Origin of the sequence: Delftia sp. WSY_12, from assembly GCF_043104645.1 — a bacterium.
Lineage (GTDB): Bacteria > Pseudomonadota > Gammaproteobacteria > Burkholderiales > Burkholderiaceae_C > Comamonas > Comamonas tsuruhatensis.
In genome coordinates, this window is sequence record NZ_JBICKW010000009.1 from 174,404 (window position 1) to 191,457 (window position 17,054).

Sequence of the window (17,054 nt, forward strand, 5' to 3'; positions counted from 1 at the left end):
AAGCACCATGGAACTGCCCAAGCTCACTCCCGGAAAACGCTTCACCCTGCCCCGCCCCGTGGGCAGCGCCGACGCCCTGCTGCTGGCCCGCCTGGGCGAGCGCGAGAAGGCGGCAGGCCGGGTGACAGCCATCGTCACGGCCGACGCCTCGGATGCCCAGCGGCTGATCGACGAGATGGCCTTCTTCGCCCCGGGCCTGCGCTGCGCGCTGTTCCCCGACTGGGAGACCCTGCCCTACGACAGCTTCTCTCCCCACCAGGACCTGATCAGCGAGCGCCTGGCCACGCTGTGGCGCATCAACCAGCGCGACAAGGAGCATGGCGCCGACGTGGTGCTGGTGCCCGCCACCACCGCGCTGTACCGACTGGCGCCGCCCTCCTTCCTGGCCGGCTACACCTTCGAGTTCAAGAGCGGCCAGAAGCTGGACGAGGCCAAACTCAAGGCCCAGCTGACGCTGGCCGGCTACCAGCATGTCTCCCAGGTGGTCAGCCACGGCGAGTACGCGGTGCGCGGCGGCCTGATCGACCTGTTCCCGATGGGCTCGCTGCAGCCCTACCGCGTGGACCTGTTCGACGACGAGATCGACTCCATCCGCACCTTCGACCCCGACACCCAGCGCAGCCTCTACCCCGTGCCCGAGGTGCGCCTGCTGCCCGGCCGCGAGTTCCCCATGGACGAGGACGCGCGCGCCAAGTTCCGCCAGCGCTGGCGCGAGCTGCTGGAGGGCGATCCCACGCGCAGCCGCATCTACAAGGACATGGGCCAGGGCATTGCCACGGCCGGCATCGAGTACTACCTGCCGCTGTTCTTCGACGAAACGGCCACCGTCTTCGACTACCTGGGCGCCGATGCCACCGTGGTCATGCATGGCGACCTGGAGCCGGCCTTCCAGCGCTTTTGGCAGGACACCAAGGAGCGCTTCCGACTGGTGCAGGGCGACCCCGAGCGCCCGGCCCTGCCGCCCGAGGTGCTGTTCCTGTCCGCCGACCAGTTCTACACGCGCGCCAAGGAGCACGCCCAGCTCGCGCTGCGCCCAGGCACCGAGGACGTGGCCGACAGCGCCATCTTCCAGAAGCTGGAGGACCTGTCCGTGGTGCGCGGCGCGGAAGACCGTCTGGCGCGCCTGCAAAGGCACATTGCCGCCAGCGCCCACCGCATCCTGCTGCTGGCCGAGTCCGATGGCCGGCGCGAAAGCCTGCTGGACTTCTTCCGCGCCTCGGGCGTGAACCCGCCGGTCTTCGACTCGCTGGCCGAGTTCCAGGGCGATGCGGGCGAGAAGGTGGGCATTGCCACTGCCGGGCTGATGAACGGCTTTGCCTGGGTGGAGGAAGGCCTGGACTTCGTCACCGAGACCGAGCTGTTCGCCACCAGCCCCACGGGCCGCAGGCGCCGCCGGCAGGAGCAGGTCAGCGATGTCGAGGCACTGATCAAGGACCTGTCCGAACTCAAGGTGGGCGACCCCGTGGTGCACTCGGACCACGGCATCGGCCGCTACCAGGGCCTGGTCCACATGGACATGGGCCAGAAGAACCCCGACGGCACGCCGGCCGTGCAGGAATTCCTGCACCTGGAGTACGCTGGCAACGCCGTGCTCTACGTGCCCGTCAGCCAGTTGCAGCTGATCAGCCGCTACACGGGCGTCTCACCCGAGGACGCGCCGCTGCACAAGCTCGGCGGCACGCAGTGGGAAAAGGCCAAGCGCAAGGCGGCCGAGCAGGTGCGCGACTCCGCGGCCGAGCTGCTGAACATCTACGCACGCCGCGCCGCACGCCAGGGCCATGCCTTCCGCTACTCGCCCCAGGACTACGAGCAATTCGCCAACGACTTCGGCTTCGAGGAAACGGCGGACCAGCGCGCCGCCATCCACGCCGTGATCCAGGACATGATCAGCCCCCAGCCCATGGACCGCCTGGTCTGCGGCGACGTGGGCTTCGGCAAGACCGAGGTGGCGCTTCGCGCGGCCTTCGTGGCCATCACGGGCGGCAAGCAGGTGGCCTTTCTCGCGCCCACCACGCTGCTGGCCGAGCAGCATTACCAGACCCTGGTGGACCGCTTCTCCAAGTGGCCGATCAAGGTGGCCGAAGTCTCGCGCTTTCGCTCGGGCAAGGAGATCACGGCGGCCGTCAAGGGCATTGCCGACGGCTCGGTGGACATCGTCGTGGGCACGCACAAGCTGCTGTCCGAGTCCACGCAGTTCAAGAACCTGGGCCTGCTGATCATCGACGAGGAGCACCGCTTCGGCGTGCGCCACAAGGAAGCCATGAAGGCCATGCGCGCCGAGGTGGACGTGCTCACGCTGACGGCCACGCCCATCCCGCGCACCATGGGCATGGCGCTGGAAGGCCTGCGCGACCTGTCCGTCATCGCCACCGCGCCCCAGCGGCGCCTGGCCATCAAGACCTTTGTGCGCAACGAGGGCACGGGCGTGATCCGCGAGGCCGTGCTGCGCGAGCTCAAGCGCGGCGGCCAGTGCTACTTCCTGCACAACGAGGTCGAGACCATCGAGAACCGCAAGCAAAAGCTCGAGGAAATCCTGCCCGAGGCCCGCATCGCCGTGGCCCACGGCCAGATGCCCGAGCGCGAGCTCGAGCGCGTCATGCGCGACTTCGTGGCCCAGCGCTACAACATATTGCTGTGCTCGACCATCATCGAGACGGGCATCGACGTGCCCAGCGCCAACACCATCCTCATCAGCCGCGCCGACAAGTTCGGCCTGGCCCAGCTGCACCAGCTGCGCGGCCGCGTGGGCCGCAGCCACCACCAAGCCTATGCCTACCTGATGGTGCCCGACCTGGACAGCCTGACCAAGCAGGCCCAGCAGCGGCTGGAGGCCATCCAGCAGATGGAGGAACTGGGCTCGGGCTTCTACCTGGCCATGCACGACCTGGAGATCCGCGGCGCCGGCGAGGTGCTGGGCGAGAACCAGAGCGGCAACATGATGGAGGTGGGCTTCCAGCTCTACAACGAGATGCTGTCCGAGGCCGTGCGCAGCCTCAAGGCCGGCAAGGAGCCCGACCTGCTCAGCCCGCTGTCGGCCTCCACCGACATCAACCTGCACGCGCCGGCACTGCTGCCCAACGACTACTGCGGCGACGTGCACCTGCGCCTGTCCTTCTACAAGAAACTGGCCACGGCCCGCACCAGCGACCAGATCGACACCCTGCTCGAAGAAATTGTGGACCGCTTCGGAAAGCTGCCGCCCCAGGCGCAGACGCTGATCGACGTGCACCGCCTGCGCGTGCTGTCCCAGCCCTACGGCGTGGTCAAGGTGGATGCGGCGCCCGGCGTCATCAACATCACCTTCAAGCCCCAGCCGCCCGTGGACCCGATGGCCATCATCCACCTCATCCAGAAGAACAAGCACATCAAGCTGGCCGGCAACGAGAAGCTGCGCATCGAGCGTGCCCTGGACAACCCCAAGGACCGTGCCCAGATGGTGCGCGACGTGCTGCGCAGCCTGGGCCAGCCGCTGGTGGAAGCGAAGGCGGCCCAGCCCGCATAGAACGCGTCGTTCCAGCCATGTTCCTCGAAGCGAGCATCGCCCTGCTGGCCCTGGCCACCGCGCTGTGGCTGCGCCCCTGGCGCATGCTGGCCGGCCGCCCGGGTCCGGGCGGCCCGCAGGACCGCATGACCTCGCCCCTGGTCACGCCGCTGCTGGGCGTGCTCGTGCTGCTGCCCTGGATCTGGGCCCTGCCCACGCTGCACCGCATGCCGCTGCAACTGCAGTGGTCCTCGGCGCCGCTGGTGGTGCTCATGCTGGGCTGGCCTCTGGCCGTGCCGCTGCTGCTCATCGTGGGCGGGCTGGCCGCCCTGCTGTCGCCGGCCCTGGGCTGGGGAGATGCGCTGGGCATCTCGGTCTGGCAGGGCATCGTGCCCGCCACGCTGGCCATGCTCTGGGGTGCGGCGCTGCGGCGCTGGCTGCCGCACCAGATCTTTGTCTTCATTCTCGCGCGCGGCTTTGCGGGCACGGTGCTGTGCGTCTTCATCTCGGCCCTGCTGGCGCAGGCCGCAGGCCACTCGCTTCCCGGTGTCAACGAGGACCTGTCGCGCATTGCGCGCTGGCTCATGGCCTGGGGCGATGCCGTGGTCACCGGCATGGTGACGGCCATCTTCGTGGTGTTTCGCCCCCAATGGCTGGCCACCTGGTCGGACGCCATCTACCTGCGCCGCCCGCCCGCGCCCTGAGGGCGCATCCAGGCACAAGCCGTGGCGCGCCGCAGTGCCAAGGCCAGTGACTGCGCCGCGCGGCCCTGGCTCTGGATATGATTCGCGCCTGATACCCGCCAGCCCGGCGGCCCGTCCCTTTTTGCTGCCCCACCCATGACCGATGTCACCGAATTCGCGCCCGGACTGCTGATCCGCGGCATCCAGCCGCCACTGAAGCTGGCCGACTACAAGCTCATCGCGTTCGACATGGACTCGACGCTGATCACCATCGAGTGCATCGACGAGATCGCCGACGCCACCGGCAAGAAGGCCGAGGTCTCGGCCATCACCGAAGCCACCATGCGCGGCGAGATCACCGACTTCAAGGACAGCCTGCGCCAGCGCGTGGGCAAGCTCGTCGGCGTGACCGAGGCCGACATGGCCCGCGTGCTGGCCGAGCGCCTGAAGCTCTCCCCGGGCGCCGAAACCCTGGTGCGCGCAGCCCAGGCTGCGGGCCTGAAGGTGCTGCTGGTCTCGGGCGGCTTCACCTACTTTGCCGAACATGTGCGCGGCATGCTGGGCATCGACTTCGTGCGTGCCAACGTGCTGGAGATGCGCGATGGCGCGCTGACCGGCGGCCTGATCGAGCAGCCCTGGGGCGACATCTGCGACGGCGCCGAAAAGCGCCGCACGCTGCTGGAAGTCGCCTCGCTGCTGGGCATTCGCCCCGACCAGTGCATCGCCGTGGGCGACGGCAGCAACGACATTCCCATGATGCAGGTCGCAGGCCTGTCCGTGGCCTACCACGCCAAGCCGCGCGTGCGCAACGAGGCCAAGGTCTCCATCACCGAAGGCGGCCTGGACCGCCTGCTGGAAGTGCTGCGCTGAAAACCGGCGGCGGGGGCTGGCGCAGGCCGCTGCACTGCTCCGCAATCAATAGCTGAGAATGTTTTGTGGGCTTGCTTTTCCGGCAGGCCCCGGTCTTTTCTACAATGCTTGACGCAGCCCCATAGGCCACCGCCTCAGCGCCGGTGGCTCTCCTACAACAGCAGGCTGCACACCGGCGTATCCGCATGCCGGTGCTTGGAATCTCCTGCCCCATCCCCATGTGACACCCAAGGCCGCAGGCCTGCCCGCAGACGGGCGGCCTGTGGCGCTCCGACCGGCGCAGGCCCGCCTGCGCCGACCGTGCACATGACCACCATGATTGGAAAAACCTTCGTGAAGACTTCGTTCCGCACCACTGCCTCCGTGATCGCCCTGGCCATTGCATCGCTGACCGTGCCCACGCTGGCCCAGGCCAAGCGCATGGGCAGCGGCGGCAAGTCCGTGCGCCCGGCGTCGATCGGCAAGGCCCCTGCCCAGCCCGCAGCGCCTGCGGCGCCCACCGCCAGCAAGGCGGCAACGCCTGCCAGCCCAGCAGCTCCTGCCACGCCAGCAACGCCGGCCGCGCCCGCCGCAGCCGCCGCTCCGGCAGCGGCACCTGCCACTGCAGGTGCAGGTGCTGCAGGCCCGGGCATGATGGGCACGCTGGGCGCCGCCGCCGTGGGCGCCGTTGCCGGCTCCATGGCCGGCAATGCGCTGGCCGGTGCCATGACCCCTGAAAAGGACGCTGCCGCCAAGGAGGCCGAAGCCAAGGCCAAGGCCGCCGAAACCGAGGCAGCCGAGCTGCAGCGCAAGGCCGATGAAGCCAAGGCCAAGGCAGAAGCCGCCCGCGCTGCCGCCAAGTAAACCGCCTGCTCCTTGCAAAAGGCCGCGCCTGTCGCGGCCTTTCTGTTTTGTCCAGCGGCTGCTTCAACGGCCTTGCGCATGCTCTCCACGCAGCGTCATCACGGCGCTGGCGATGCTCGCAACGGCCTTGCCATCATCACGCTCGATTTCACAGCGGTAGTGGCTGATCGTGCGCCCACGGTGCTCGGCCCACGCCCGCGCGCACAGCCTGGAGCGCCAGACCGGGCGCAGGAAGGCCGCCTTCAGGTCGATGCTGGTGAAACTCTGGCCTGGCTCCATCAAAGTGGAATGCGCCGTGCCTATGGCAGCATCGGCCAGTTCGCACAGCATCCCGCCATGGACCGTGCCCTGCTGGTTGCCATGGCGCTGCGCATCGGCGTCGAACTCCACGACGGCCATGGCTTCGCCGACGGCCACTATGCGAAACCCCAGCATCTGCGAGATCGCGGTCGGATAGCGCATGTGCGTGGCCTCGTCTGCGGCAAGCCGCCCTTCGATCTGCCGCTGCAGATAGTCGAGCACGGGGAGATAAGTGCGGGGAAGATGCATGGATTTCCTGTCTGGAGCGGGAGGGCAAGGCCCGGGAATGCCCGTCTCGCCAGTGTGATGACCTAGACTGGAACAATCAAAAAATTGTCCTAACTACACTCCATGGCTGCCTCTCGCGTTGCTCTGCTGACTGAACGGCTGGCCGAAGACATCCGCGCCGGCCGGCTCGCCCCCGGCACGCTGATGCCCACGCACCGCGACCTCGCGGCCCGCCATGGCATGGCCGTGGCGTCCGCCAGCAAGGTGTATGCGCGGCTGGCCTCCCTCGGCCTGGTCATCGGCGAAACCGGGCGCGGCACCTTTGTGCGGGATCGGCCGCAGCAGCGCGAATGGGATGGCAGCGACGAATCCCGCCTGAGTTCGGACACGGCCGACCTGTCCTTCAACCATCCCACCTGGCCGGGGCAGGCCGGGCTGTTGCGCTCCATGCTGCGCGAGCTGGCTGCTTCGGGCGACCTGGCTGCGCTCATGCACCAGCAGCCGCCCGGCGGCCGGCTGCACGAGCGGCGCATCGTGGCCGACTTCCTTGCCCGCGAACGCGGCCTGGCTGCCGAGCCGGAACGCATCTTCCTGGTCAACGGCGCGCAGCAAGGACTGGACATTGCCGTGCGTGCGCTGCTGCGGCCCGGCGATGCGGTGGCCGTGGACGCGCTGACCTACCCGGGCTTCAGGATGCTGGCCGAGCTCCAGGACCTGGACCTACAGCCGGTCCCTGCCCTTGACGAGGGTCCCGACCTCGATGCATTGGAGCGGCTGTGCGCACGCCGGCGCATACGCGCCATCCATGCCATGCCCACGCTGCACAACCCCCTGGGATGGGTGATGCCGCTGGCGCAGCGCCAGCGCCTGGTGGAGATCGCAAGGCGCCACGATTGCCTGCTGATCGAGGATGCTGCCTATGCCTTTCTGGCAGGCAAGGCGCCCGCAGCCCTCGCAACGCTGGCGCCAGAGCGCTGCATTCACGTCTCCAGCCTCTCGAAAAGCGTGGCCAGCGGGTTGCGCTTCGGCTTCATGGTGGTGCCCCAGGCATGGGCAGGCCGCGTCAAGGCCGTGGTGCGCGCCAGCCACTGGAGCATGCCGGGCCTGGTCACGGCCATGGCCACGCGCTGGATGGCCAGCGGCTCCGTGCGGCAGCAGGAACAACGCATGCGGCAGGAGGCACGGCGCCGGCAGGCGATTGCGCGCAAGGCGCTGGCAGGAATGCAGATGCTGGCCCACCCCTGCTCGCTCTTCCTCTGGCTGCGCCTGCCCGGGGAGCTGCGGATGGACCGGGCGGCCACGGCGCTGGCCCAGTGCGGCATCGCCGTATCGCAGGCCCACGCCTACGCAACGACACCCCATGCCCCGCATGCGCTGCGCCTGGGACTGGGTTCAGTGCCTCTGCCGCAACTGGAGGCCGTACTCGTTCAGTTGCGGGATACCGTGGAAGGCTTTCCGCCCTGAGCCTGTGCCGGGCCAGGGCCCGGTTCAGGGGCCTTGCGCTTCAGCGCCGCCCGTCGCGCAGCGGCTGCAGCAGGTGCGAAAGGCCGTTGTGGTCCAGCTCCTGCATCAGCGCCAGCAGTTGGCCCAGCTCTCCCTTGGGAAAGCCCTCGCGTGCGAACCAGTTCAGATAGTTGCCGGGAAGATCGGCGATCAGCCGGCCCTTGTACTTGCCATAAGGCATTGGTACCAGCACCAGCTTTTGCAGCATTTCGGAGTCCATGGCGGCGATGGTACGCGCTGCGCCATCGCAAGAATCCGCATAAAAAACCACAGCCTTATAACCAAATATCAAAAATGTTCAACGCGGCCCCTGGCGCAGCACTAGACTATGCGCCTGCCTGCCGCCAAGCCCGACGCGGAGCCGTTCTCCCGGGCCGGCGGCGTTTTATCGCAACCCGTTGAAGAAAGTCCTCCGGTCATGTTGAAGAAAGCCCTCTCCGCAATCGCGATTGCCACGCTGGCACTGACAGCCCAGGCCGCCGACGTGCTCAAGGTCGGTGCCACGGCCGTGCCGCATGCAGAAATCCTCAATCACATCAAGCCCGCGCTGAAGGCCCAGGGCATCGATCTGCAGATCAAGGAATTCAGCGACTACGTGCAGCCCAATGCGGCAGTCGAGGACAAGCAGCTGGACGTGAACTTCTTCCAGCACCAGCCCTACCTGGACAGCTACAACAAGGACCGCAAGACCTCGCTGGTGGCCGTGCCCAATGGCAAGGTCCATGTGGAGCCCTTCGGCGGCTACTCGCAGAAGATCAAGAACGTCAAGGACCTGAAGGACGGCGCCACCATTGCCATCCCCAACGACCCCTCCAACGGCGGCCGCGCCCTGATCCTGCTGGCCAAGCAGGGCCTGATCGAGCTCAAGGACCCCAAGAGCCTGACGCCCACGCCGCTGGATGTGGCCAAGAACCCCAAGAAGCTCAAGTTCAAGGAACTCGAAGCCCCGCTGCTGCCGCGCGCACTGGGCGATGTGGACCTGGCGCTGATCAACACCAACTACGCCATCGAGGCCAAGCTCAATCCCACCAAGGATGCGCTGTTCATCGAAGGTGCCGACTCGCCCTACACCAACATCGTGGTGTCGCGCCAGGACCGCGCCAACGATCCCAACATCGCCAAGCTGATGAACGCACTGCACACGCCTGATGTGAAGAAGTTCATCGTCGAGAAGTACAAGGGCGCCGTCGTTCCCGCGTTCTGAATGCGAAGTGGCCGCAGCCTTTCCGGCTGCGACCGTTGCGAAAAAAAGCGCTGCCGGGGCAGCGCTTTTTTTGTGGCTGGCATTCCCTGCCTCAGCCTGCGGAGGCCACCTCCGCCGGCGCCTTGGCCGCAGCAGCCGGCCGCGTGATGGCGCTGCCCATGGCCGCGCCCATGATGCAGGCAATGGCCAGCCACTGCGTTCCCACCAGTTGCTCATGCAGCAGCAGCATGCCCATGAGGGCGGCTATCGCGGGCTCCGTTGCCAGCGCGATGCCGAAGGTGGCGGGCGGCAGGCGGCGCAGCGCCATCATCTCCAGCGTGTAGGGCAAGGCGCTGGAGATGGCCGCAACCATCAACCCGAAAAGAAGTATGGATGGCTGCAGCAGCTTGGCCCCCGCCTCGGCCACGCCGAAGGGCACCACCACCATGGCGGCGAACACCAGGCCCAGCGACACGGCCTGGCCGCTGGGAATGCTGCCCAGCCGCTGGCCCAGCAGGATGTACAGCGCCCAGCAGATGGCGGCGCCCACGGCGCAGGCAATGCCCACGGGCTCCAGCACCAGGGCGCCGGCGCTGGCACCGCCTATGGGCAGGATCAGGGCCAGCCCCGCCACCGCCAGCGCAAGCCAGACAAAATCCACGGGCCGGCGCGAGTGGTAGATGGCCACGGCCAGCGGCCCCGAGAACTCGATGGCCACGGCCAGGCCGAAGGGAATGGTGCGCAGCGCCATGTAGAACAGCAGGTTCATGGCGCCCAGCGCCACGCCGAAACGCAGAAGCGCCCAGGCCTGAGGCCGCGCCAGCGTCCAGCGCCAGGGCCGCCAGATGGCCACCAGGATCAGCGCGGCAAAGCCCACGCGCAATGCCGAGGTGCCTTGGGCACCCAGCACCGGAAAAAGCTGCTTGGCCAGTGACGTTCCCACGCCCAGCGCCGTCACCGAGCCCAGCACGGCCAGCAGCGGCCAGGCGCGGTTCCATGTGATGTTTGTTGTCATGGCGCGTACGATATTGCAAGCGCACCGCGCAAACAGCTCGTTTTTGAGCCGCTTCACGCAATATTCGCTCTTTTCCTCTTCTCGCCGCCAGCCGCCCATGCCCGCCATCGCCCTGGACTCCTTCGACCGCGCCATTCTCGACGTGATGCAGCGCGACAACCTCACGCCACAGCGCCTCATCGCCGAGCGCGTGCACCTTTCCGCGCCGGCCGTGCAGCGGCGCATCAAGCGGCTGCAGGAGCTGGGCGTGATCGCGGCCAACGTGGCCGTGGTCGATCCGGCGCGCATAGGCCGGCCGCTGACCGTGCTCATCAACGTGCAGCTGGTCAACGAGCGCCCCGATCTGTCGCAGGCCTTTCGCGCACGCGTGGATCGGGAGGACGCGGTACAGCAGTGTTATTACGTGACCGGTGAAGCCGACTATTCATTGATCGTCACGGCTGCCGATATGGAGGAGTACCAGGCGCTGGCGGCTCGGCTGTTTGCGGGGGACGACAACATCCGGCGCTACACCACCTCGATAGCGCTGGAACGCGTCAAGACCGGGCTGCAGCTACCGCTGCAGCCGCAAGCCACGGATGCCTGACCACCGTCATCAGATCGTTTTGAACATAGAACGCCATCACAGGCAGGGAGACTTCAATGAGCGCACCGCATCCGGACAGCATGGCCAATCTGGTGGCCATCCGCACCCTCGACAAGTACGAGAACGACTATTTCCCCAAGCGCGACCGCATCACCATCGCCTTTCGCGGCGATCTGGCAGAGCAGTTCAAGTACGACAAGATCCGTCCGCTGTCGCCGGCCCAGCGCCATGGTCACCGCGTGGTGATCGAGGCCGAGAGCCAGAAGACCGGCACCACCGGCCACTACTGCATCGAGTGCAACAGCTGGAACCTCATCGAGGCCGTGGGCACCTGGGCACCGGAGCCGGAGCAGGCGGCGGGCTGAGCCTGCCGCTTCTGGCCGGCCCAGGCCGGCCCAGGCCGGCTCAGGCCCCGGCCGGCGCCCAGACGCTGCCGGCCACCCACCAGGCCAGCGCCAGCATCATCACCCCCGTCAGGCCATCGAGAATCCGCCAGGCACGCGGCTTCTCGAACAGGCGCCTGAGGCGGCGGCCTGCAAAGGCTAGCAGCACGAACCATGACAGGCTGGCCGAAGCGGCGCCAATCACATACACCCATTTGAGCGCGCCTTCCTGGCGCGCGCCGATGGAGCCCATCAGCAGCACCGTGTCCAGATAGACATGGGGGTTGAACAAGGTGATCACGGCCAGCGTGGAGACCACGCCCAGCAGGCCGCGCGGCGCCAGCTGCCCGCCCGAGGCGGCCAGCTGCGCATCGGGCGCCATGGCCATGCGCCACAGCGCCATCAGGCCGTAGGCCAGCAGGAACAGGGCGCCGCCCAGGGTCAGGTAGCGGGCCAGATCGGGGTTGTCGCCCAGCAGCCGGGCCATGCCCGCCACGCCCAGGCCGATGAGCACCACGTCGCTGACCACGCACCATGCCACGCAGGCGCGTACATGCTGGCCGTGCACGGCCTGGCGCAGCACATACAGGTTCTGGGCTCCGATGGAGACGATGAGCGACAGGCAGACCGTGAAGCCCGCCAGCCAGGAAGAAGAAACATTTGCAGTCCACATGGGCAGGGATTGTCTGGCTCGCAAATGGTTAAGTAAAATTACATTTACTCAATCAAATGAAGAATATCTAAATGCTCGACTACGCCGGACTCGAAGCCCTGGCAGCCGTGGTGCGCGAAGGCAGCTTCGAACGCGCGGCGCGCAAGCTGCACGTCACGCCCTCGGCCGTCTCCCAGCGCATCAAGCTGCTGGAAGAGCGCGTGGGCCAGGTGCTGGTGCTGCGCGGCCAGCCCTGTTCAGGCACGGAGGCAGGCCGCCGCCTGTGCCTGCATGTGGAGCAGGTCGCCCTGCTGGAAAACGACCTGCGCCGCAAGAACCCCGAACTGGTGCCCGAGGGCCAGACGGCCCTGCCCACGCTCAAGCTGGCCGTCAATGCCGACTCGCTGTCCACCTGGTTCATGGACGCCATGTCCGCCTTCACGCGCGACGGCAACGAGCTGCTGGACATCAGCATCGACGACCAGGACCACACGGCCAAGCGCATCCGCGAGGGCGAGGTGCTGGCGGCCGTCACGGCCACGTCCTCGGCCATTCCGGGCTGCAACACCTGGCCGCTGGGACGCATGCGCTACGTGGCGGCCGCCAGTCCCGATTTCATCCGCCGCTACCTCAAGGACGGCATCACGCCCGAGGCCATGGCGCGCACGCCCATGATGAGCTACGGCCGCAAGGACAGCCTGCAGGACCAGTGGCTGCAGCGCCTGGGCGCGGAAGGCCGGCGCAGCACGCCGCGCCACTTTCTGCCGTCCAACCAGGGCTATACGCGGGCCTGCGAGCTGGGCATGGGCTGGGGCATGCACCCGCCGCTGATGATCGGCGCGCAACTGGCCGAAGGCAGCCTGGTGGAGCTGCTGCCCGGCAACGATCTGGACATTCCCATGTACTGGGCCCATGCGCGCAATGCGCAGGCCAGCCTGCAGCGGCTGACGGACTGCGTGATCCAGGCGGCAGCCGCCTGTCTTGACCCGATGGAGTGAGGGGGCGGCGGCGCCGTCCGCGCCCGGCTCAGGGCTGGCGGCCGGTGTCGTCTGCCGGGGTGGACGGCTCAGCCTGGGCCTGGTCGTTGCGTTCCGGCCGCTGTATGGTGCGCACAGCCGCGCGCACGCGGGTCAGGGTGTGGAAGTCCAGCAGGCTGGTGGCCATGATGGTTTCCCAGAGAAAGCAGGCCAGGGCCGAGAGAAACATCAGCACGCCGAACAGAAAGCCCAGCACCGCATAGCCATGGCCGTTGATGCCGTAGGCCTCGCCCAGGAACAGCAGGGCAATGGTCAGGCCGATGCAAAAGCCGCAGACGGTCAGCAGCCCTATGCAGACATTGGCCAGCCGGCCGCGCTTGCGCAGAAAGTGCAGCTCGGTCAGGCTGCGCGCGATGAATTCCTCCTCCTGCGGCGTGCGCAGCAGTTCCTCCAGCTTGCGCGCGCGGTCGATGATGCGGGCCAGCCGCCCGGCAACGGCGCCTATCATGCCGGCCACGGCCGTCAGGAAGAACACCGGCGCCAGCGCCAGCTGGATGCTGTGGGTGACGGTATCGGCGTCTAGCGACCAATTGATCATGCGGTCCTCTGCGTGCTTTCTGTTGTCTGGTCCGGCCGTGCTGCCGTGTTTTCGCGCGGACAGTATTGTGGCCGCAACCGGGGGCCGCAAGAAGCCATGCCGCCCGCTTTCAGCGCGCCGGGGGTGCCGGCAGAACCTGCGCGCACAGCGAAAGCATCTGGTCCAGCAGGGCGGGCGCCCGGTCGCGGCGGCGGACCACGCCCAGCGGCGCCAGCCGGCCCGTCAGCTGCACGTCGAGCCGGCACACGCGCGCATGGGTCTGCAGGCCCGGCGCAATGCTCAACGGCACCAGGGCCACGGCGCCGGGCTGGCTCAACAGGCCCTCCAGTATCGGCAGGGAAACGGTGGAGACGGGAAACCAGGGCGCATCGGGCAGCGCCTGGAGCACCTCGGCCTCGAAAATCCCGCGCACGGCGATGTTGGCCGTGGGCAGTACCCAGCGCGCGCCGGTCAAGGCCTGCAGCGGCACGCCACGGCGCCCGGCCAGTGCATGCGAGCGTGCGGCCACCACCACGGCCGTGTCGGCCAGCAGCGGCTCGAAGACGAAGGGGCCGGGCAGCAGCGCCGGCTCGCGGCAGAACACCGCGTCCAGCCCGCCGCCCAGCAGCTGGGACAGCAGCCGGGTGCTGGCGTCTTCGTGCACATCGACATGCACCTCGGGGTGTTCGGCATAGAACCGCGCCAGCAGGGGCGAAAGAATGGCCAGGGCTGCCGCCGGAATGGCGCCCAGGCGCAGCGCGGCCGCGGCGCCCCGGCGAATGGCGGCCAGCGATTCCGCCACCTCCTCCAGCGCGGCCAGCACGCCGCGCACCGTGTCCACCAGGGTCTGGCCGGCCAGCGTGGGGCGTATGCCGCGCGCATGGCGCTCGAACAGGCGGATGTCCAGCACGCGCTCCATCTCGGCCAGCGCCTGGGTGGCGGCCGACTGGCTCATGTGCAGCGTGGCGGCGGCCTGCACCACCGAGCCGCATTGCTGCAGCGCCACCAGCAGCTGCAGCTGGCGCAGGCGCACATGCTTGGTCAGGCGCGAGAACAGCAGCCGGCCCTGGGGCGTGGCCGCATCGTCCAGGCCTTCGCGGTCGTCAAAATCGTGGCTCATGGGAATCTTGGTGTTTTCCCCAGGCAGGCCCTGGCGCGCCACAGGCGGCGAAGGGCAAGCTATCGGAACGGCTTATAGCTTGGCACAAATACCGTGGCCCACGCGGGCGGCAGGATTTCTATAGTCGCCTGCATCGGGAGCCGGCACGGCCCAGGCTGCGGCTCCCTCCCCGTCGATGGAGTCCATGCCATGCAAGCCAAGCCCCTCTTACAGCCTCTCTCTCACCTGCCGCGCCGCACCCTGCTTTCCCTGGGCGCGGGCCTTTGCGCCGCGCTGTGCGGCCTCACCCTGGCCCGCACGGCCCATGCGGCCGACGCCTATCCGAGCAAGCCCGTCAAGCTCATCGTGCCCTTTGCGGCCGGCGGCTCCACCGACATCGTCGCGCGCGTGATCGCCGAAGGCCTGCGCAGCACGCTGGGCCAGCCCGTGGTGGTGGACAACAAGGCCGGCGCGGGTGGCCTGATCGGTACCGAAAGCATTGCCCAGGCGGCGCCAGACGGATACACCATCGGCATGGCCACGGTGAGCACGGCCACCATCAACCCCTCGCTGTATAAGCGCGCCGCCAGGCTGGAAGGCAGGCTCCTGCCCGTGGCCAACCTGGTGACCATGCCATCGGTCTACATGGTCCATCCCAAGATGGGCGTCAAGGATTTCGCGGGGTTCCTGGCCAGGCTGCGCGCCCAGCCCGGCGCCTACAGTGCGGGCGTGCCGGGCCTGGGCACGCTGGGCCATCTGATGGTGGCGTCCTTCAACGAGACCATGAAGACCCAGATCCAGATCGTGCCCTATCGCGGCAACGGCCCGGCCCTCAACGACGCCCTGGCGGGCATGGTGCAGGTGATGACCGATCAGCTGCCTTCGGCCATGCCCCAGATCAAGGGTGGCAAGCTCATCCCCGTGGCACTGTCGGGCGACAGCCGCTCGCCCGATCTGCCCGATGTACCCACCTTCAAGGAGCTGGGCTATGCGCAGCTCAACGAGCTGGGCATCAGCTGGTTCGGCCTGGTCGTGCCGGCCGGCACGCCGCCCGCCATCGTCCGGCAGTTGCAGGAAGCGTCCACGAAGGCCGTGCGCCTGCCCGAGGTGCAAAAGCACCTGAAGCTGCTGGGCGCATCGGTCACCGAGATGGACCAGGGCCGCTTCCCTGCCCAGATCGCCAGCGAACTGCAGCGCAACAAGGCGCTGCTGGACAAGGCAGGAGTGAAGCCGGAATGAGCGCGGTCGATCATCTCCAGGATTTCTTCCAGCAGCAGTCCGCGCGCATGGCGGCCCTGGCCGACAGCATCTGGTCGCTGGCCGAGCTGCGCTATGCCGAGACGGCTTCGGCCCAGCTGCACATCGATGCGCTGGAGCAGGCCGGGTTTCGCATCACACGCGCCCTGGCCGGCATTCCCACCGCCTTTCTGGCCGAATGGGGCGACGAGGGCCCGGTGCTGGCGTTCCTGGGCGAGTACGACGCACTGTCGGGCCTGAACCAGCAAAGCGGCGCCCTGGTCTGCACGCCGTCCACCGACAGCCCGGGCCTGGCCGGCCACGGCTGCGGCCACCACCTGCTGGGCACCTCGGCGCATTTCGCGGCCATCGCGCTGCAGGAGCACCTGCGCCGCAGCGGCGCCAAGGCGCGCGTGCGCTACTACGGCTGCCCTGCCGAAGAAGGCGGATCGGGCAAGACCTTCATGGCGCGCGCCGGGGTCTTCGACGATGTGGACACGGCGCTGACCTGGCACCCGGCCAGCTTCTCCGGCGTGTTCAGCCAGAGCACGCTGGCCAATATCCAGGCGAAGTTCGTCTTCCACGGCAAGGCCTCGCATGCCGCGCACTCCCCCCACCTGGGCCGCAGCGCGCTCGACGCCGTGGAGCTGATGAACGTGGGCGTGAACTACCTGCGCGAGCACATGCCCACCGATGCGCGCGTGCACTACGCCATCACCGACTCGGGCGGCCTGTCGCCCAACGTGGTGCAGGCGCGCGCCGAGGTGCTGTACCTGGTGAGGGCCGCGCGCAACCACGACGCGGCCGCACTCTACGAGCGCGTGCAGAACGTGGCGCGCGGCGCCGCGCTGATGACGGATTGCCGGCTGGAGATCGTCTTCGACAAGGCCTGCTCCAACCTGCTGCAGAACCGCACGCTGAACCAGGTCATGTACGAACAGATGCAGGCCCTGGGCCCGCTGCGCGTGGACCCCGGACTGCACAGCCTGGCCGGCGACTTCCAGGCCACGCTGGACAGCAATGACGTAGACCAGGTCAGCCGCCCGCTGGCCAGCGTGCTGCGCGGCAAGGTGCCGGCCGTGTTCGAGGGCCTGGCGCCCTACGATCCCGCTGTGGAGGACACCCTGTTCGGCTCCACCGACGTGGCCGATGTGAGCTGGATCACGCCCACCGTCCAGGCCTGGGTGGCCTGCTACGCCTTCGGCACGCCGCTGCATTCCTGGCAGATGGTCTCGCAGGGCCAGTCCGGCCTGGCCCACGCCGGCATGGTGCGCGCCGCCCAGGTGATGGCCGCCACCGCCATCGCCCTGCTGCAGCGGCCCGAGCGCATGGCCGAGGCCAAGGCGGAGCTGCTCGAGCGCCGCGGCGGCAGGCCCTATGCCTGCCCGATTCCTGCGGAGGTGCCCTTGCCGTTCATGCGAGGGTGATGTCCTTGGCA

17 protein-coding genes are annotated in these 17,054 nt (G+C 68.1%); 11 read left to right on the top strand and 6 right to left on the bottom strand.

Annotated features, from left to right (window positions below; all coding sequences use genetic code 11):
• The first annotated feature begins 7 nt into the window (after positions 1-7).
• The 4 genes from mfd to ACF8LI_RS05015 all read left to right on the top strand — a co-directional run bounded on the left by mfd (position 8) and on the right by ACF8LI_RS05015 (position 5,877).
• Positions 8-3,502, top strand: a complete 3,495-nt coding sequence (mfd, locus tag ACF8LI_RS05000; protein WP_392412253.1) for a transcription-repair coupling factor — start codon at positions 8-10, stop codon at positions 3,500-3,502.
• A 17-nt stretch (positions 3,503-3,519) separates the two neighbouring features.
• Complete coding sequence (locus ACF8LI_RS05005) at positions 3,520-4,185, top strand: hypothetical protein (RefSeq protein WP_392412255.1); 666 nt, start codon at positions 3,520-3,522, stop codon at positions 4,183-4,185.
• A 135-nt stretch (positions 4,186-4,320) separates the two neighbouring features.
• Entirely contained in the window at positions 4,321-5,034 is a 714-nt protein-coding gene (gene serB, locus ACF8LI_RS05010; protein WP_012204694.1) for a phosphoserine phosphatase SerB, read from the top strand.
• A 306-nt stretch (positions 5,035-5,340) separates the two neighbouring features.
• On the top strand, positions 5,341-5,877 hold the full coding sequence (locus ACF8LI_RS05015; protein WP_017404426.1) for a hypothetical protein: 537 nt from the start codon (positions 5,341-5,343) through the stop codon (positions 5,875-5,877).
• 63 nt (positions 5,878-5,940) lie between these two features.
• Here ACF8LI_RS05015 and ACF8LI_RS05020 read toward each other — a convergent pair whose 3' ends face one another.
• A complete protein-coding gene (locus ACF8LI_RS05020) occupies positions 5,941-6,426 on the bottom strand; it encodes a PaaI family thioesterase (protein WP_016453030.1) in 486 nt (161 codons plus the stop codon).
• Positions 6,427-6,528: 102 nt separating this feature from the next.
• Between ACF8LI_RS05020 and ACF8LI_RS05025 the strand changes: the two genes are divergently transcribed.
• The gene (locus tag ACF8LI_RS05025; protein WP_016445264.1) at positions 6,529-7,869 is read left to right on the top strand and encodes a PLP-dependent aminotransferase family protein; all 1,341 of its coding nucleotides are present in this window, start codon (positions 6,529-6,531) and stop codon (positions 7,867-7,869) included.
• A gap of 40 nt (positions 7,870-7,909) precedes the next feature.
• On the opposite strand, the gene ACF8LI_RS05030 is transcribed toward ACF8LI_RS05025, so the two are convergent.
• Positions 7,910-8,128, bottom strand: coding sequence for a DUF3820 family protein (locus ACF8LI_RS05030; protein WP_034363114.1), 219 nt, complete (start codon positions 8,126-8,128; stop codon positions 7,910-7,912).
• A gap of 198 nt (positions 8,129-8,326) precedes the next feature.
• Between ACF8LI_RS05030 and ACF8LI_RS05035 the strand changes: the two genes are divergently transcribed.
• A complete protein-coding gene (locus tag ACF8LI_RS05035) occupies positions 8,327-9,112 on the top strand; it encodes a MetQ/NlpA family ABC transporter substrate-binding protein (protein ID WP_017404430.1) in 786 nt (261 codons plus the stop codon).
• Positions 9,113-9,203: 91 nt separating this feature from the next.
• Here ACF8LI_RS05035 and ACF8LI_RS05040 read toward each other — a convergent pair whose 3' ends face one another.
• Complete coding sequence (locus tag ACF8LI_RS05040; protein WP_016445261.1) at positions 9,204-10,106, bottom strand: EamA family transporter; 903 nt, start codon at positions 10,104-10,106, stop codon at positions 9,204-9,206.
• A 97-nt stretch (positions 10,107-10,203) separates the two neighbouring features.
• On the opposite strand from ACF8LI_RS05040, the gene ACF8LI_RS05045 reads away from it, so the two are divergent.
• Both ACF8LI_RS05045 and ACF8LI_RS05050 read left to right on the top strand, forming a co-directional pair.
• A complete protein-coding gene (locus tag ACF8LI_RS05045; protein WP_016445260.1) occupies positions 10,204-10,692 on the top strand; it encodes an Lrp/AsnC family transcriptional regulator in 489 nt (162 codons plus the stop codon).
• A 56-nt stretch (positions 10,693-10,748) separates the two neighbouring features.
• Positions 10,749-11,057 carry a hypothetical protein gene (locus ACF8LI_RS05050; RefSeq protein ID WP_016445259.1) on the top strand — a complete coding sequence of 103 codons (309 nt, stop codon included), beginning with the start codon at positions 10,749-10,751 and terminating at the stop codon, positions 11,055-11,057.
• A gap of 40 nt (positions 11,058-11,097) precedes the next feature.
• Here the strand turns inward: ACF8LI_RS05050 and ACF8LI_RS05055 are convergent, their stop codons facing one another.
• Positions 11,098-11,748 carry a LysE/ArgO family amino acid transporter gene (locus ACF8LI_RS05055; RefSeq protein WP_016445258.1) on the bottom strand — a complete coding sequence of 217 codons (651 nt, stop codon included), beginning with the start codon at positions 11,746-11,748 and terminating at the stop codon, positions 11,098-11,100.
• Between the two features lie 71 nt (positions 11,749-11,819).
• Here ACF8LI_RS05055 and ACF8LI_RS05060 point away from each other — a divergent pair, with 71 nt between their 5' ends.
• Complete coding sequence (locus tag ACF8LI_RS05060; protein ID WP_017404434.1) at positions 11,820-12,725, top strand: HTH-type transcriptional regulator ArgP; 906 nt, start codon at positions 11,820-11,822, stop codon at positions 12,723-12,725.
• Positions 12,726-12,753: 28 nt separating this feature from the next.
• On the opposite strand, the gene ACF8LI_RS05065 is transcribed toward ACF8LI_RS05060, so the two are convergent.
• Both ACF8LI_RS05065 and ACF8LI_RS05070 read right to left on the bottom strand, forming a co-directional pair.
• Complete coding sequence (locus ACF8LI_RS05065; RefSeq protein WP_016445256.1) at positions 12,754-13,302, bottom strand: DUF2721 domain-containing protein; 549 nt, start codon at positions 13,300-13,302, stop codon at positions 12,754-12,756.
• A gap of 109 nt (positions 13,303-13,411) precedes the next feature.
• Positions 13,412-14,401: a LysR family transcriptional regulator gene (locus tag ACF8LI_RS05070; RefSeq protein ID WP_016453034.1), complete on the bottom strand. Its 990-nt coding sequence runs from the start codon at positions 14,399-14,401 to the stop codon at positions 13,412-13,414.
• A 189-nt stretch (positions 14,402-14,590) separates the two neighbouring features.
• Between ACF8LI_RS05070 and ACF8LI_RS05075 the strand changes: the two genes are divergently transcribed.
• Together ACF8LI_RS05075 and ACF8LI_RS05080 are read left to right on the top strand one after the other, a co-directional pair.
• Positions 14,591-15,619 carry a tripartite tricarboxylate transporter substrate binding protein BugE gene (locus tag ACF8LI_RS05075; protein WP_392412259.1) on the top strand — a complete coding sequence of 343 codons (1,029 nt, stop codon included), beginning with the start codon at positions 14,591-14,593 and terminating at the stop codon, positions 15,617-15,619.
• Positions 15,616-17,043 (top strand): M20 family metallopeptidase, encoded by a 1,428-nt coding sequence (locus ACF8LI_RS05080; RefSeq protein WP_392412261.1) that lies wholly within the window; start codon positions 15,616-15,618, stop codon positions 17,041-17,043. The genes ACF8LI_RS05075 and ACF8LI_RS05080 overlap by 4 nt, the downstream gene beginning before the upstream one ends.
• Positions 17,044-17,054 lie beyond the last annotated feature (11 nt).